Source organism: Pseudomonas urethralis, assembly GCF_021602465.1.
Classification (GTDB): domain Bacteria; phylum Pseudomonadota; class Gammaproteobacteria; order Pseudomonadales; family Pseudomonadaceae; genus Aquipseudomonas; species Aquipseudomonas vlassakiae.
This window is the reverse complement of record NZ_BQIJ01000005.1, coordinates 103,940-120,384: the sequence shown is the minus strand read 5'-3', so window position 1 is coordinate 120,384 and position 16,445 is coordinate 103,940. Positions and strand designations below refer to the sequence as shown.

The window sequence follows — 16,445 nt, the reverse complement described above, 5'->3', positions numbered from 1 at the left end:
CGGGCAAGCCCGCTCCCACAGGGGGCTGTGGTGGCTGTCGGGGCAGGGGATTTAAAAATCGCAGGCAAGAAAAAACCCACTAGCAAGCTAGTGGGTTTTTGTATGGTGCCCAGGAGAAGACTCGAACTTCCACGACCGTTAAGTCACTGATACCTGAAACCAGCGCGTCTACCAATTCCGCCACCTGGGCAAAGCTTTACATCGTCTGGAGAAGGCGACTATCGTTCGCTTTCACACAGCAGTAACAGATCCTTGGTCATCTGTTACTTGAAAATATTTGGTGCCCAGGAGAAGACTCGAACTTCCACGACCTTGCGGTCACTGATACCTGAAACCAGCGCGTCTACCAATTCCGCCACCTGGGCACACATTCGAGATAAAAGATGCTTTACAGCGCCGTTCATCTCTACTACAACTTCGGGCTTGTCCGTCGTTGTGGTGCGCACTATACGGACGGTCCTGGGGGCTGTAAACCCCCCAAGCGAAAAAAATTTCAAAAAATTCAACTTCTTGATTCCGAAAGCCTATTGCTCCTCTCTACACACTGCAGCGGGGGCTGTCCAAGGCTGACATTTCCGGTTTCAATACACACATGCCAGAATTCCTATCTATATACCCCAAGGTGAACCCCTTCTGATGGCCGATTGGCAATCCCTCGATCCCGAGGCCGCTCGCGAAGCGGAAAAATACGACAACCCCATTCCCAGCCGTGAGCTGATCCTGCAGCGCCTCGCCGACCGTGGCGAACCGGCCGCGCGCGAGGAGCTGGCGGCAGAGTTCGGTCTTTATGAAGAAGACCAGATCGAAGCCCTGCGCCGCCGCCTGCGTGCCATGGAGCGTGACGGCCAGCTTATCTATACCCGGCGCGGCACTTATGCCCCGGTAGACAAGCTGGACCTGATCTGTGGCCGTGTCTCCGGTCACCGTGACGGCTTTGGTTTCCTTATCCCCGATGACGGCAGCGAAGACCTGTTCCTCAGCCCTTCGCAGATGCGCCTGGTGTTCGACGGCGACCGCGGCCTGGCCCGCGTCTCGGGCGTCGACCGCCGTGGTCGTCGCGAAGGCGTGCTGGTCGAGGTCATCTCCCGGGCGCATGAAAGCGTGGTCGGCCGCTACTTCGAAGAAGGCGGCATCGGCTACGTGACCCCGGACAATCCGAAGATCCAGCAGGAAGTGCTGGTGACGGCCGGGCGTAACGGTGGCGCCAAGATTGGCCAGTTCGTCGAGATCAAGATCACCCACTGGCCTACGCCGCGTTTCCAGCCTCAGGGTGATGTGGTCGAGGTGATCGGCAACTACATGGCCCCGGGCATGGAAATCGACGTTGCCCTGCGCAGCTATGACATTCCCCATGTCTGGCCCAACGATGTGGTCAAGGAAGCACGCAAGTTCCGCTCCGAAGTCGAAGAGAAGGACAAGGAAAAGCGCATCGACCTGCGCCACCTGCCGTTCGTCACCATCGACGGCGAGGATGCCCGCGACTTCGATGACGCCGTCTATTGCGAACCTTTGGGCAAGCTGCGCATGTTCTCTGGCGGCTGGCGCCTCTACGTGGCGATCGCCGACGTCTCCAGCTACGTGCGCCTGGGCTCGGCCCTGGACAACGAAGCCCAGCAGCGCGGCAACTCGGTGTATTTCCCCGAGCGCGTGGTGCCGATGCTCCCCGAAGAGCTGTCCAACGGCCTGTGCTCGCTGAATCCGCATGTCGACCGCCTGGCCATGGTCTGCGAAATGACCATGAACAAAGCCGGCCAGATGGTCGACTACCAGTTCTATGAAGGGGTGATCCATTCCCATGCCCGCCTGACCTACAACAAGGTCAGCAGCATGCTCGAGCATGCCCGTACCCGTGAGGGCAAGGCGCTGCGCGAGGAATACAAGGAAGTCGTGCCGCACCTGAAGAACCTGTACAACCTGTACAAGGTGCTGCTGGATGCCCGTCACGCCCGGGGTGCCATCGATTTCGAGACCCAGGAAACCCGCATCATCTTCGGTGACGAGCGCAAGATCGCGGAAATCCGCCCGACCGTGCGCAACGATGCCCACAAGCTGATCGAGGAGTGCATGCTGGCGGCCAACGTCGCCACCGCAGCGTTCCTGCAGAAGCATGAAGTGCCCGCCCTTTACCGTGTGCACGACGGCCCGCCGCCCGAGCGCCTGGAAAAACTGCGCGCCTTCCTCGGCGAGCTGGGCCTGACCCTGCACAAGGGCAAGGACCCGTCGCCGAAGGACTACCAGGCCCTGCTGGCAAGCATCGCCGGGCGCCCAGACTTCCACCTGATCCAGACCGTGATGCTGCGCTCGCTGAGCCAGGCGGTGTACAGCACCGACAACAACGGCCACTTCGGCTTGAACTACGAGGCGTACACCCACTTCACCTCGCCGATCCGCCGTTACCCGGACCTGCTGGTGCACCGCGCCATCCGCAGCATCATCCGCTCCAAGGTCGATACCCCGCACGTCAAGCGCGCAGGCGCCATGAGTATTCCCAAGGCGCGTATCTACCCGTATGACGTGAATGCGCTCGACCAGCTCGGTGAGCAGTGCTCGATGACCGAACGCCGTGCCGATGAAGCCACCCGTGACGTGGTCAACTGGCTCAAGTGCGAGTTCATGAAGGATCGCGTGGGCGAGACCTTCCCAGGTGTGATCACGGCAGTCACCGGCTTTGGCCTGTTCGTCGAGCTGACCGACATCTATGTGGAAGGCCTGGTGCACGTCAGTGCGTTGCCGGGCGACTACTACCACTTCGACCCGGTGCACCACCGCCTGTCGGGCGAGCGCACCGGGCGTAGCTTCCGCCTGGGCGACACCATCGAGGTCAAGGTCATGCGCGTCGACCTCGATGAGCGCAAGATCGACTTCGAAGTCTCCGAGCAGCAGCTCAGTGCGCCGATCGGACGCAAGGGGCGTGGTGCTGCGGCGCCAATAGCCGGGAAGTCCGAGCCAGTGGCCGAGGCCAAGGCCACGCCAAAGCCGCGCAGCCGCAAGAGCGAAACCGCCGAAGCGTACTTCCCGAAAGACGCCGTGCAGCGCAACGCCGAAGTGCGCAAGAGCCGTGAAATGAAGAAGGCGCTGATGAGCGAGGCGCGCACCAGCGGCCACGCCAGCAGCAAGGCGGACAAGGGCGGCAAGTCGTCCGGCAAGCCGACCAAGCACCGTAAAGGCCCGTCGAAGTCCGGCGCGCCACGCAAGAGCAAGAACAAGTCATGAGTCAGCTGGAAAAGATCTACGGCGTGCACGCCGTGCAGGCATTGCTGCAACACCATCCTAAGCGGGTCAAGCAGATCTGGCTGTCGGAAGGGCGCAGCGAGCCGCGCATCCAGGCGTTGCTGGAGCTGGCCGCGGAAAACCGCGTGCCGGTCGGCCAGGCCGAGCGCCGTGAGCTGGATGCCTGGGTCGAAGGCGTGCACCAGGGGGTGGTTGCCGAGGTCAGCCCGAGCCAGGTGTGGGGCGAGTTGATGCTCGAAGAACTGCTCGAGCGCAGCGAGACGCCACCACTGATCCTGGTGCTGGATGGCGTGACCGACCCGCACAACCTGGGTGCCTGCCTGCGTACCGCGGATGCAGCCGGTGCCACGGCGGTGATCGTGCCCAAGGACAAGTCGGCGACCCTGACGCCGGTGGTGCGCAAGGTGGCCTGCGGCGCGGCCGAAGTGATTCCACTGGTGGCCGTGACCAACCTGGCGCGCACCCTGGAGAAACTGCAACAGCGTGGCCTGTGGGTGGTGGGTACCGCTGGCGAGGCTGAACAGGAGATCTACCAGCAGGATCTGACCGGTCCGTTGGTGATGATCATGGGGGCCGAAGGCAAGGGCATGCGCCGGCTGACCCGCGAACATTGCGATTTCCTGGTCAAGTTGCCGATGAGCGGTAGTGTCAGCAGCCTCAACGTGTCGGTGGCGACGGGCGTCTGCCTGTTCGAGGCTGTGCGTCAGCGTCAGGCCAAGCGCTGATCTTCAGCCTGTTCCGGCCCCTTCGCGGGTGAACCCGCTCCCACAGGTAACCCGCAGGCTCAGGCCTTGTGTGATCCTTGTGGGAGCGGGTTCACCCGCGAAGAGGCCGGCAGCGTGTGAATATGTTTCAGGCTGTTCAAATATTCACCAATCACCTTGCTTGTGCGTGTTGCCTTCTCTACAATTGCGCCCCTTGCCGAGCTGGCAGGCGCGCATGTGCCTCCCCTCCGTGCAAGACATACAGTGTCATTCACTCCTTGTCTGACCAGATTCGCTGGCAGACTACTAACCCGTAAGGAGCATTCATGCGTCATTACGAAATCATCTTCCTGGTTCACCCGGACCAGAGCGAGCAAGTCGGCGGCATGGTTGAGCGTTACACCAAGCTGATCGAAGAAGATGGCGGCAAGATCCACCGCCTGGAAGACTGGGGCCGTCGTCAACTGGCCTACGCAATCAACAATGTTCACAAGGCTCACTACGTGATGCTGAACGTTGAGTGCACCGGCAAGGCCCTGGCCGAGCTGGAAGACAACTTCCGCTACAACGATGCCGTTATCCGTAACCTCGTCATCCGTCGCGACGAAGCCGTAACCGGCCAGTCCGAGATGCTGAAGGCTGAAGAAAACCGCAGCGAGCGCCGTGAGCGTCGTGAGCGTCCTGAGCATGCTGAATCCGCCGACGGCGACGACAGCAATGACAGCGACTCCAGCGATAACGCTGACGAGTAATCCACGGACCTTTAGAGGAGCCTATTAAATGGCACGTTTCTTCCGTCGTCGTAAATTCTGCCGCTTCACTGCTGAAGACGTGAAAGAGATCGACTTCAAAGATCTCAACACCCTGAAAGCTTACGTATCCGAAACCGGCAAGATCGTTCCAAGCCGTATCACCGGTACCAAAGCTCGTTATCAGCGTCAGCTGGCTACCGCTATCAAGCGCGCCCGCTTCCTGGCCCTGCTGCCCTACACCGACAGCCACGGCCGCTGAGACCGGGTCGTCGACAAGCAGTAAGGGATTAGCATGCGAGCGTTAGCAAGTTTCATCATGCGCGGTCGTGTGCAGGCCACCCTGGTGGTGGTCATCAGCGCGGTACTGCCGCTGCTGTTCTGGTTGAGTGCCGCTGCCGGCAGCCTTGTGCTGCTGCGGCGTGGGTTCAAGGATGCCTCAACGGTCATCGCCGGCGGCCTGCTGGCCGGGCTGGCCGTGTGGTTGATGGGCGATCCGATCACCTTCCTGGTGATCGCCGGTGCCCTGGGCCTGGCCGCGCTGTTGCGCGCCGAGCATCCCTGGAGCCGTGTGCTGGTCGCCAGTGCCGTGTTTGCCGTGGTTTTCAGCCTCGTGCTCGACATGGCATTGGCACAGACCTTCGATGTGCTGGCCAAGGCGTTTGCCGAAGCCATGCCGAAAATCGAAGGGGAGCCGGTGCTCTCCGGTGAGCTGATCCGCCCTGTGCTGGTCGCTTCCACAGCAGTGACGGTGCAATTGTTCAGCGTGTTGGCCCTGGTGCTGGCGCGTTATTGGCAAGCAGCGTTGTACAACCCTGGAGGCTTCGGTCGCGAATTTCGCGAACTGAGGTTGCCGAAGCAGACCATGGCGGTCTTGGTGGCAGTGATGGTGGTGGCTCCGTTTATCGGGTCGCAGTTCATCATCCTGGCATCGGCATCGAGCCTGGTACTGGTGCTGGCTGGCATCGCCTTGATGCACGGCCTCGTGGCACAGGGGCGACTGGCCGGTTTCTGGCTGGTGGGCATGTACGTGACGTTGCCGCTGATCATGCAGCTGATCTACCCGTTGCTGATGGTCCTGGCCATTGTCGACAGCCTGATTGATTTTCGCGGTCGCAAGTCCCCTCCGGGGAAAGACTCCGCGAACGGTGAAGGTTAAAAGTTAAGAGGTTTTACCAAATGGAACTGATCCTGCTGGAAAAAGTCGCTAACCTGGGCAACCTGGGCGACAAAGTTAAAGTTAAGGCTGGTTACGGCCGTAACTTCCTGCTGCCATTCGGCAAGGCCACCGTTGCCAACGCCGCCAACCTGGCTGCGTTCGAAGAGCGTCGCGCCGAGCTGGAAAAAGCAGCTGCTGAGCGTAAAGCTTCGGCTGAAAGCCGTGCTGCCCAACTGGCCGAGCTGGAAGTGACCATCACTGCCACCGCTGGCGACGAAGGCAAGCTGTTCGGTTCGATCGGCACCCACGACATCGCTGACGCCCTGACCGCCTCCGGCGTTGAAGTGGCTAAAGCTGAAGTTCGTCTGCCGAACGGCACCATCCGTCAGGTTGGCGAATACGACGTAGCCGTGCACCTGCACAGCGACGTTGAAGCCACCGTACGTGTGGTCGTCGTAGCTGCCTAAGCTGCGCTGACTGGTGGTCCCTCACGGGATAGCCGGTTAACATCGGGCACGGTCCTGTTCACTCAGGCCGTGCCCTTTGTCTTTTTCATCCTCCAGAATTCTTTCGTGGCCATGAACGAGATCACCCACTCCGAACAGCTCGACCTGCAAACCGCTGCCCTGAAGGTGCCGCCGCATTCCATCGAGGCCGAACAGGCCGTGCTTGGTGGCCTCATGCTGGACAACAACGCCTGGGAGCGGGTACTGGACCAGGTCTCGGATGGCGATTTCTATCGGCATGACCACCGCCTGATCTTCCGTGCCGTGCACAAGTTGGCCGACGCCAACCAGCCATTCGACGTGGTGACCCTGCACGAGCAGCTGGACAAGGAAGGCCTTTCGTCACAGGTTGGCGGCCTGGCATACCTGGCCGAACTGGCCAAGAACACCCCCTCGGTGGCCAACATCAAGGCCTACGCCGCGATCATTCGCGAGCGGGCGACCCTGCGCCAGCTGATCAGCATCAGTACCGACATCGCTGACAACGCCTTCAACCCGCAAGGGCGCAACGCCGAGGAAATTCTCGACGATGCCGAGCGGCAGATCTTCCAGATCGCCGAGGCGCGGCCTAAAACCGGTGGCCCGGTGGGTGTCAACGAACTGCTGACCATGGCCATCGACCGCATCGACACGCTGTTCAACTCCGACAGCGACATCACGGGCGTGTCTACCGGCTTCACCGACCTCGACGAGAAGACCAGCGGCCTGCAGCCGGCCGACCTGATCATCGTCGCCGGTCGACCGTCGATGGGTAAGACCACCTTCGCCATGAACCTGGTGGAAAACGCCGTCCTGCGTACCGACAAGGCGGTGCTGGTGTTCTCCCTCGAGATGCCAGGTGAATCGCTGATCATGCGTATGCTCTCGTCCCTGGGCCGCATCGACCAGACCAAGGTGCGTTCCGGCCAGCTGGATGACGACGACTGGCCGCGCCTGACCTCGGCGGTCAACCTGCTCAACGATCGCAAGCTGTTCATCGACGATACCGCCGGTATCAGCCCCTCGGAAATGCGTGCGCGTACCCGCCGCCTGGCCCGTGAGCACGGCGAGATCGCCATGATCATGGTCGACTACCTGCAGCTGATGCAGATCCCGGGTTCGGCCGGTGACAACCGGACCAACGAGATTTCCGAGATCTCCCGCTCCCTCAAGGCCCTGGCCAAGGAATTCAACTGCCCGGTGATTGCCCTGTCGCAGCTGAACCGCTCCCTGGAACAGCGCCCGAACAAACGCCCGGTCAACTCCGACTTGCGTGAATCCGGTGCGATCGAGCAGGACGCCGACGTGATCATGTTCGTGTACCGCGACGAGGTGTACCACCCCGAGACCGAGCACAAGGGCGTGGCGGAAATCATCATCGGTAAACAGCGTAACGGCCCCATCGGCTTCGTGCGCCTGGCGTTCATCGGCAAGTACACCCGCTTCGAGAACCTCGCGCCGGGCATGTACAACTTCGACGACGACGAATAAGCCTCAGCTTCGTGAATCCGACAACCACCGTCGGATTTGGTCAAAATTTGTGCTATATTCCGCGCCCGCGATTTCCCTGCACACCAGAACCGGTCACTGACATGCAAGCAGCCAAACCACTCTACGACTATCCCAAGTACTGGGCCGAATGCTTCGGGCCAGCACCTTTCCTGCCGATGAGCAGGGAGGAGATGGATCTGCTCGGCTGGGATTCCTGCGACATCATCATCGTGACCGGTGATGCCTACGTCGATCACCCTTCGTTCGGCATGGCCATCATCGGCCGCCTGCTGGAAGCCCAGGGCTTCCGCGTGGGCATCATCGCCCAGCCGAACTGGCAGTCGAAAGACGACTTCATGAAGCTTGGCGAGCCGAACCTGTTCTTCGGCGTGGCCGCCGGCAACATGGACTCGATGATCAACCGCTACACCGCGGACAAGAAAATCCGTTCCGACGACGCCTACACCCCCGGCGGGTTGGCCGGCAGCCGTCCGGACCGCGCCAGCCTGGTGTACAGCCAGCGCTGCAAGGAAGCCTACAAGCACGTGCCGATCGTGCTCGGCGGCATCGAGGCTTCGCTGCGCCGCATCGCCCACTACGACTACTGGCAGGACAAAGTCCGCCATTCGATCCTGATCGACGCCAGCGCCGACATCCTGCTGTTCGGCAACGCCGAACGTGCGGTGGTCGAAGTGGCCCAGCGCCTGTCCAATGGCGAGAAGATCGAGACCATCACCGACGTACGCGGTACCGCCTTCGTGCGCCGTGACACGCCGCAAGGCTGGTACGAGATCGACTCGACCCGTATCGATCGCCCCGGCCGTGTCGACAAGATCATCAACCCGTACGTGAACACCCAGGACACCCAGGCCTGCGCCATCGAGCAGGCCAAGGGCGAACAGGAAGACCCGAACGAAGCCAAGGTGGTGCAGATCCTCGACAGCCCGAGCGTTACCCGGGAAAAGTCGGTGATCCGCCTGCCGTCGTTCGAGAAGGTGCGGAACGACCCGGTGCTCTATGCGCACGCCAACCGTGTGCTGCACCTGGAAACCAACCCGGGCAATGCCCGCGCCCTGGTGCAGAAGCACGGTGAGGTGGATGTGTGGTTCAACCCGCCACCCATTCCGATGAGCACCGAGGAAATGGACTACGTTTTCGGCATGCCTTATGCCCGTGTGCCGCACCCGGCCTACGGCAAAGAGCGCATCCCGGCCTACGAGATGATCCGTTTCTCGGTCAACATCATGCGTGGCTGCTTCGGTGGCTGCACCTTCTGCTCGATCACCGAGCACGAAGGCCGCATCATCCAGAACCGTTCCCACGAATCGATCCTCAACGAGATCGAGGAGATGCGTGACAAGGTCCCCGGCTTCACCGGCGTGGTCTCGGACCTTGGCGGCCCGACCGCCAACATGTACCGCATCGCCTGCAAGAGCCACGACATCGAGAAGCACTGCCGCAAGCCGTCCTGCGTGTTCCCGGGCATCTGCGAGAACCTCAACACCGACCACAGCTCGTTGATCGAGCTGTACCGCAAGGCCCGCGCCTTGCCGGGTGTGAAGAAGATCCTGATCGCCTCGGGCCTGCGCTACGACCTGGCGGTGGAATCGCCGGAGTACGTCAAGGAGCTGGTGACCCACCACGTTGGCGGCTACCTGAAGATCGCTCCGGAGCATACCGAGCGTGGCCCGCTGGACAAGATGATGAAGCCGGGCATCGGCACCTATGATCGCTTCAAGCGCATGTTCGAGAAGTTCTCCAAAGAGGCGGGCAAGGAACAGTACCTGATCCCGTACTTCATCGCCGCGCACCCAGGCACCACCGACGAAGACATGATGAACCTGGCCTTGTGGCTCAAGGGCAACGGCTTCCGTGCCGACCAGGTGCAAGCCTTCTACCCGTCGCCGATGGCGTCGGCCACGGCCATGTACCACTCGGGCAAGAACCCGCTGCGCAAGGTCACGTACAAGAGCGAAGGGGTGGAGATCGTCAAGAGCGACGAGCAGCGCCGCCTGCACAAGGCGTTCTTGCGCTATCACGATCCGAAGGGCTGGCCGATGCTGCGTGAAGCGCTGCAGCGCATGGGCCGTGCCGACCTGATCGGGCCGGGCAAGCACCAGCTGATCCCGCTGCACCAGCCGCAGACCGACACGTACCAGAGCGCGCGCCGCAAGAACTCGACCCCGGCCGGCAGCCACAAGGTGGGCAAGGATCAGAAGATCCTCACCCAGCACACCGGCCTGCCACCGCGGGGCAGTGATGGCAGCAAGCCGTGGGACAAGCGCGAGAAGGCCAAGGCCGAGGCATTCGCCCGCAACCAGCAGGCTGCCAAAGAGCGCAAGGAAGCCGCCAAGGGTGGTGGCGGCAAGGGCAAGAAGCCGCGTCAGCCCGTCATCCCGCGCTGATCTTGCAGGCCGGCTAGAGAAACCTGGTGGGAGCGGATGAACCCGCTCCCACCGGGTTAGGTGTTGGCCTGCTGATCGAGATCAGTCAGGCTTCTGGTCGACCCATTTGGGCAGCACCGGCGACTTGAACCGCTCCATCCCGTCCAGCAGCTCATCTGCCTGCTGCGCCAGCAACAGCATGGCCCGATGCTGCGGCCGCACGAAACCTTCTTCGACGATATGGTCAAGGAAGCCACCGAGCTTCTCATAGAAGCCATTCACATCGAGCAGCCCCAGCGGCTTGGCGTGATAACCCAGTTGCCCCCAGGTCCACACCTCGAACAGCTCCTCCAGCGTACCCAGGCCACCCGGCAGGGCGATGAAGGCGTCGCTCAGCTCGGCCATGCGTGCCTTGCGCGCGTGCATGCCGTCTACCACTTCCAGGCGACTCAAGCCCTTGTGGCCGATCTCGGCGTTCATCAGGCTTTCGGGAATGACCCCGATCACCTCGCCACCCGCAGCCATGGCCGCGTCGGCGACGGTACCCATCAGGCCGACCGCACCTCCGCCGTAGACCAGGGTCAGGCCGCGGCGGGCAATGGCCTGGCCCAGCGCGATGGCCGCTTCACGGTAGGCAGGGTTGGCGCCGATGCTGGCGCCGCAGAAGACACATACGGAACGTACAGGCATTGCTCATCTCCAGTCACTCAGGGCGACAGGGTACGGCGCATGCCCGTCGGTTCCAAGGCTGGTTTCACTCCGGACGGGAGAATTCACAGCTGGCACCCGTGGCACCGTGGGCGTAGGCGGCAAGCAGGCTATTCATGAAAGTTGAAAGGGACATTGCGATTGCTCCTAAATCAGTGGTTGTCCCATCGTCCATTAAAAGGGCATGATGTGCCCTTAGATTGGTTGTATACAATCCATTGAACAATTCTACTGGCTGGCCACTTGACACCCCCTTGACCCATATCAGCAGGGGGCTGAACGGTTTCAGGCAGTCTCGCAATTGATAAAACCCTGCCAAGGAGATTCATGATGTTTGCGAAAGCTGTAGCGGTATCCCTGCTGACCCTCGCCAGCGCTTCTGTCTTCGCAGCCGAGTGCTCGGTGACCGTCGATTCGACCGACCAGATGTCCTTCAATACCAAGGAGATCGTCGTCGACAAGAGCTGCAAGGCATTCACTGTCAACCTGACCCACTCAGGCAGCCTGCCGAAGAACGTCATGGGCCACAACGTGGTGATCAGCAAGGAAGCTGACATGCAGCCGATCGCTGCCGACGGCCTAAGCGCAGGGATCGAGAAGAACTACCTGAAGGAAGGTGATGCGCGCATCATCGCCCATACCAAGATCATTGGTGCTGGCGAAAAAGACTCGGTGACTTTTGATGTGTCCAAGCTGGTTGCTGGCACAGAGTACGGCTTCTTCTGCTCGTTCCCAGGCCACATCTCGATGATGAAAGGCACTGTCACGCTCAAGTAAGCCTGCAGTGAAAACCGGGGCCGCTTAGCGGCCCCGGTCGTTTTCACGGGGCGAACGGCAGTTCGCGCTTGTGCTGGGTCTTGCGGTAGGTGGCGACGATGATGTCGAACGCTGCCTGATCCACCGGCTGCCCATGAAGGAAGGCATCGATCTGCTGGTAGGTCACGCCATGGGACGCTTCGTCAGGCTTGCCCGGTTCTAGGTCTTCCAGGTCGGCAGTCGGCACCTTCTCCACCAGTGACTCGGGCGCGCCGAAGCTGCGCGCGATCGCCCGCACCTGGTTCTTCACCAACCCGCTCAGCGGCGCCAGGTCGCAAGCACCGTCACCGAACTTGGTAAAGAAGCCCATCACCGCCTCGGCGGCGTGGTCGGTGCCAATCACCAGGCCTGCGCGAGCGCCGGCGATGGTGTACTGGGCGACCATCCGGGTCCGTGCCTTGACGTTGCCGACCACGAAGTCCACCAGGGTTGGCGAGCCGTTCTTCAACTCCGCCACTTCCGCTGCCAATGCACGCACGGCCGGGGCGATATCCACCGTGTGCACTTCATCGGCCTTGATCACCTCGAGGCAGGCCTGGGCGTCGTGCTCGTCATGTTGCACCTGGTACGGCAGGCGCACGGCGATGAAGGTGTAGGCCTGATCGCCGGTTTCGGCACGCAGCTCGTTGATGGCGCGCTGGGCGAGCAGGGCGGCAGTCAGCGAATCGACGCCGCCGCTGATGCCCAGCACCAGGGTCTTGAGCCGGGCATTGGCCAGGCAGTCCTTGATGAACGCCACGCGCCGGGCGACTTCGGCCTCGAGCGCAGCGGCGTCGGCGAACGGCGGCTGTACTTTCAGCGCCTGGGCAATTTCCTGCTGAACCGCTTGCATGGGTTACTCCTTGCTGGGGACTTTGAATACGTGACGCAGGTAGGCGACGAAGTTGTGGTCACGGCACTGGGTCTTGGCGGCCTCGTCCGAAATCTTCGCCACCGGCGAGCCGTTGCAGTCGGTCATTTTAAGCACGATGTTCATGGGCGCCACACCCGGGATATCACAGGTAAGGTTGGTGCCGATACCGAAGCTGACATTGATGCGACCGCGCAGGGCACGGAAGATTTCCAGTGAGCGGGTCAGGTTGAGCCCATCGGAGAACACCAGGGTCTTGGTCATCGGGTCGATACCCAGCTTCTGGTAATGGGCGATGGCCTTTTCCGCCCAGGCCACCGGCTCGCCCGAGTCATGGCGCAGGCCGTCGAACAGCTTGGCGAAGTACAAGTCGAAATCGTTGAGGAAGGCATCCATGGTGATGCAGTCGGTCAGGGCGATGCCGAGCAGCCCTCGGTACTCGCGGACCCAGCAGTCCAGGGCGGCGATCTGGCTGTCGATCAGCCGTGGGCCGAGCTGCTGGTGGGCCATGATCCACTCGTGGGCCATGGTGCCCAGTGGCTTGATATCCAGTTTCCAGGCCAGGTCGACATTGCTGGTGCCGACGAAGCGGCCCGGGAAGTCGTCGCGCAGCACACGCACCACGTCCTCCTGCACACGGCTGGAAAAGCGCCGGCGGGTACCGAAGTCGGCCACCTGCAGCTCGGCCAGCTCGTCGTCGCTGGCGTGGGCGCGCAGCCAGTCGAACTTGCGGTACAGCTGATCGCGGGCTTCGGCCAGGCGCATGCGCGGGTGCAGATGGCGGTTGCGCACCTCGCTGATGATGGCCAGCAGCGGCACTTCGAACAGGATCACGTGCAGCCAGGGGCCTTTCAGGCGCAGGTACAGCTGCTCGTTGTCGATGCCAAGGCGCACATAGCGCAGGTTGAAGCGGAACAGGCGCAGAAAGCGCAGGAAGTCGGGCTTGAGGAAGCTGATGCGTTCAAGGAAGGCCGGCTGGCCATCATCCAGCGTCAGGTCGCTGAGACGTTCCAGCTGGTGGCGAATCTCGCCAAGGTAGGGGCGCAGGTCCTCGCCGTTGCGGCAGCGGAATTCCCATTCGACGTCGGCGTCCGGGTAGTTGTGTAGCACGCCCTGCATCATGGTGAGCTTGTAGAAGTCGGTGTCGAGCAGGTTGTGCACGATGCGCTCGGCGAATGCGCTCTCGCTCATCAAAGGTGGCTCCGGAAACGGCGAATGGTGGACATTGTGCCAGTCTTTTCGATCCTGTTGTGTCTGCGCCGGCCTCTCTGGGAGTGGGCGAGCCCGCGAAAAGGGCTTAACAGCCAAAACAAGTGGCTTTTTCCGTGCACCCGCTAGCCTTGAAACAGTGCTGCCTGTAGCAGTCGCGCACCAGCGGTGTGCACTTCGGTGACGTCCACTGTTACAGGGTGGTTGCACGTAAACACTTGCCGGGGTTGCAATGATGGCACTTGCTGGTTGCGCCTTGCCTATACGTAGGGTGGCGCCTGCCGCGTGGCAGACGGTTGCACGCTCAATAAAGGAAAGGCCGTCGGTCGCCTGGTGGCGACCTCTGCAGTGTGTTTTCCCGGAAGACAAAACCGATGGCACGGCCCTTGCTCTGAGCACAGGGCTGAGAAGTTGTAGTGCCAACCAAAAAAAACTCTAGGAGCACCACCTCATGTCGCAGACGTTTTACAAGAAGGGTTTCCTGGCTCTGGCCATTGCCACGGCCTTGGGTGTTTCTTCGTATGTTCAGGCCGACGTCAAGATCGGCGTCGCGGGCCCCATGACCGGGGCCAACGCAGCGTTTGGCGAGCAATACATGAAAGGTGCGCAGGCCGCGGCGGACAAGATCAACGCCGCCGGTGGCGTGAATGGCGAGAAGATCGTCCTGGTGAAGGGCGATGACGCCTGCGAGCCAAAGCAGGCCGTGGCCGTGGCCAACCGCCTGGTCGACCAGGACAAGGTGATCGGCGTGGTCGGTCACTTCTGTTCCTCCAACACCATCCCGGCTTCCGAGGTGTATGACGAAGCCGGCGTGATCGCCATCACCCCCGGCTCCACCAACCCGCAAGTGACCGAGCGCGGCCTTTCTGCCATGTTCCGCATGTGCGGCCGTGACGACCAGCAGGGCATCGTCGCCGGCGACTACATCGTCGACGTGCTCAAGGGCAAGAAGGTCGCGGTGCTGCACGACAAGGACACCTATGGCCAGGGCCTGGCCGATGCCACCAAGGCACAGCTGGAGAAGCGTGGCGTCAAACCGGTGCTGTATGAAGGCCTGACCCGTGGCGAGAAGGACTTCAGCGCCGTGGTCACCAAGATCCGCGCGGCTGGCGCCGACGTCGTCTACTTCGGTGGCCTGCACCCTGAAGCCGGCCCGCTGGTGCGCCAGCTGCGCGAGCAGGGCCTGAAGGATGTCAAGTTCATGTCCGATGACGGCATCGTCACCGACGAACTGGTGTCCACCGCCGGTGGCGCCCAGTACGTCGACGGCGTGTACATGACCTTCGGCGCCGACCCGCGCCTGCTGCCGGACAGCAAGGCGGTGGTGGAAGAGTTCCGCAAGGCCGGTACCGAGCCTGAAGGTTACACCCTGTACGCCTACGCTTCGCTGCAGGCGCTGGCCGCCGCGTTCAACGGCGCCAAGTCGAACAAGGGCGAAGACGCCGCCAAGTGGCTCAAGGCCAACCCGGTCAAGACCGTCATGGGCGAGAAGAAGTGGGACAGCAAGGGCGACCTGACCGTCTCCGACTACGTGGTCTACCAGTGGGACAAGGACGGCAAGTACCACCAGCTGGAAAAACAAAAATAATAACGGCAGCTGGCCCGGACGCCGGTCCGGGCCATTGCCCCTGCGGTACCTGTCCTTATTCGGAGACCTGCACGGTTCTGCGCTGCCAGTCCCGCTTCATCCGTGGCATCTGGTAGTCGCTGCGCGTGCAGTCTCGCTCAGGTGAGATTGCGTTATGGATGGTATTTTCCTGCAGCAACTGGTCAACGGCCTGACCCTCGGGTCGGTCTATGGCCTGATCGCCATCGGCTACACAATGGTCTATGGCATCATCGGCATGATCAACTTCGCGCACGGCGAGGTGTACATGATCTCCGCGTACCTCGCGGCGATCAGCCTGGCATTGCTGGCTTACTTCGGTATCGAGTCGTTCCCCCTGCTGATGCTGGGCACGCTGTTGTTCACCATCGTCGTCACCGGCGTGTATGGCTTCACCATCGAGCGCATCGCCTACAAACCCCTGCGCAACTCCACCCGCCTGGCACCGCTGATCAGTGCCATCGGTATCTCGCTGATCCTGCAGAACTACGCACAGATCAGCCAGGGCGCCCGCCAGCAAGGCGTGCCGACCCTGCTCGAAGGTGCCATGCGCATCGAGGTCGGCACCGGCTTCGTGCAACTGACCTACACCAAGATCTTCATCCTGGTGGCGGCTTTCGTCGGTATGGGCCTGCTGACCTATGTGATCAAGTACACCAAGCTCGGCCGCATGTGCCGCGCTACCCAGCAAGACCGCAAGATGGCCTCGATCCTCGGCATCAACACCGACCGGGTCATCTCCTATGTGTTCGTCATCGGTGCGGTGATGGCCGCCCTGGCCGGCGTGCTGATCACCCTCAACTACGGCACCTTCGACTTCTATGCTGGCTTCATCATCGGTATCAAGGCGTTCACTGCCGCAGTACTGGGCGGCATCGGTTCGCTGCCTGGCGCCATGCTCGGCGGGATCATCCTGGGGATTTCCGAGTCGCTGTTCTCTGGCCTGATCAACTCCGACTACAAGGACGTGTTCAGCTTCTCGCTGCTGGTGATGATCCTTATCTTCCGCCCACAAGGCCTGCTGGGTCGCCCGCTCGTGGCTAAGGTGTGAAC

Annotated in this window: 14 protein-coding genes and 2 tRNA genes; 11 read left to right on the top strand and 5 right to left on the bottom strand. The window is 61.7% G+C overall.

Annotation, left to right across the window (positions count from 1 at the left end; translation table 11 throughout):
* Positions 1–103: 103 nt before the first annotated feature.
* Both L6D64_RS10395 and L6D64_RS10390 read right to left on the bottom strand, forming a co-directional pair.
* Positions 104–190, bottom strand: a tRNA-Leu gene (locus tag L6D64_RS10395).
* 88 nt (positions 191–278) lie between these two features.
* Positions 279–365: transfer RNA gene (locus L6D64_RS10390), tRNA-Leu, on the bottom strand.
* Positions 366–636: 271 nt separating this feature from the next.
* On the opposite strand from L6D64_RS10390, the gene rnr reads away from it, so the two are divergent.
* The 8 genes from rnr (at position 637) to L6D64_RS10350 (ending at position 10,224) form a co-directional block, all read left to right on the top strand.
* On the top strand, positions 637–3,213 hold the full coding sequence (rnr, locus tag L6D64_RS10385) for a ribonuclease R (protein ID WP_176510010.1): 2,577 nt from the start codon (positions 637–639) through the stop codon (positions 3,211–3,213).
* A complete protein-coding gene (rlmB, locus tag L6D64_RS10380; RefSeq protein WP_027920757.1) occupies positions 3,210–3,956 on the top strand; it encodes a 23S rRNA (guanosine(2251)-2'-O)-methyltransferase RlmB in 747 nt (248 codons plus the stop codon). Before rnr ends, rlmB begins: the two co-directional genes overlap by 4 nt.
* Positions 3,957–4,261: 305 nt before the next feature.
* A complete protein-coding gene (rpsF, locus tag L6D64_RS10375; RefSeq protein WP_013974420.1) occupies positions 4,262–4,687 on the top strand; it encodes a 30S ribosomal protein S6 in 426 nt (141 codons plus the stop codon).
* A 28-nt stretch (positions 4,688–4,715) separates the two neighbouring features.
* Positions 4,716–4,946, top strand: coding sequence for a 30S ribosomal protein S18 (rpsR, locus tag L6D64_RS10370; RefSeq protein ID WP_003249563.1), 231 nt, complete (start codon positions 4,716–4,718; stop codon positions 4,944–4,946).
* A gap of 33 nt (positions 4,947–4,979) precedes the next feature.
* Positions 4,980–5,843, top strand: coding sequence for a hypothetical protein (locus L6D64_RS10365; RefSeq protein ID WP_054887853.1), 864 nt, complete (start codon positions 4,980–4,982; stop codon positions 5,841–5,843).
* A gap of 20 nt (positions 5,844–5,863) precedes the next feature.
* A complete protein-coding gene (rplI, locus tag L6D64_RS10360; RefSeq protein WP_054887852.1) occupies positions 5,864–6,310 on the top strand; it encodes a 50S ribosomal protein L9 in 447 nt (148 codons plus the stop codon).
* Positions 6,311–6,421: 111 nt separating this feature from the next.
* Positions 6,422–7,819, top strand: a complete 1,398-nt coding sequence (dnaB, locus tag L6D64_RS10355) for a replicative DNA helicase (protein WP_176510011.1) — start codon at positions 6,422–6,424, stop codon at positions 7,817–7,819.
* Between the two features lie 101 nt (positions 7,820–7,920).
* Positions 7,921–10,224, top strand: coding sequence for a YgiQ family radical SAM protein (locus L6D64_RS10350; protein ID WP_099814353.1), 2,304 nt, complete (start codon positions 7,921–7,923; stop codon positions 10,222–10,224).
* An 81-nt stretch (positions 10,225–10,305) separates the two neighbouring features.
* Here L6D64_RS10350 and L6D64_RS10345 read toward each other — a convergent pair whose 3' ends face one another.
* Positions 10,306–10,893: an LOG family protein gene (locus L6D64_RS10345; protein WP_176510012.1), complete on the bottom strand. Its 588-nt coding sequence runs from the start codon at positions 10,891–10,893 to the stop codon at positions 10,306–10,308.
* A gap of 348 nt (positions 10,894–11,241) precedes the next feature.
* On the opposite strand from L6D64_RS10345, the gene azu reads away from it, so the two are divergent.
* Positions 11,242–11,688 (top strand): azurin, encoded by a 447-nt coding sequence (azu, locus tag L6D64_RS10340; protein WP_176510021.1) that lies wholly within the window; start codon positions 11,242–11,244, stop codon positions 11,686–11,688.
* Positions 11,689–11,731: 43 nt separating this feature from the next.
* Here azu and nadE read toward each other — a convergent pair whose 3' ends face one another.
* Both nadE and pncB read right to left on the bottom strand, forming a co-directional pair.
* On the bottom strand, positions 11,732–12,559 hold the full coding sequence (gene nadE, locus L6D64_RS10335) for an ammonia-dependent NAD(+) synthetase (RefSeq protein WP_176510013.1): 828 nt from the start codon (positions 12,557–12,559) through the stop codon (positions 11,732–11,734).
* A 3-nt stretch (positions 12,560–12,562) separates the two neighbouring features.
* Positions 12,563–13,768 carry a nicotinate phosphoribosyltransferase gene (pncB, locus tag L6D64_RS10330; protein WP_176510014.1) on the bottom strand — a complete coding sequence of 402 codons (1,206 nt, stop codon included), beginning with the start codon at positions 13,766–13,768 and terminating at the stop codon, positions 12,563–12,565.
* Between the two features lie 469 nt (positions 13,769–14,237).
* Between pncB and L6D64_RS10325 the strand changes: the two genes are divergently transcribed.
* Positions 14,238–15,374 carry a branched-chain amino acid ABC transporter substrate-binding protein gene (locus tag L6D64_RS10325; protein WP_176510015.1) on the top strand — a complete coding sequence of 379 codons (1,137 nt, stop codon included), beginning with the start codon at positions 14,238–14,240 and terminating at the stop codon, positions 15,372–15,374.
* A gap of 154 nt (positions 15,375–15,528) precedes the next feature.
* Positions 15,529–16,443, top strand: coding sequence for an ABC transporter permease subunit (locus L6D64_RS10320; protein ID WP_054887845.1), 915 nt, complete (start codon positions 15,529–15,531; stop codon positions 16,441–16,443).
* Positions 16,444–16,445 lie beyond the last annotated feature (2 nt).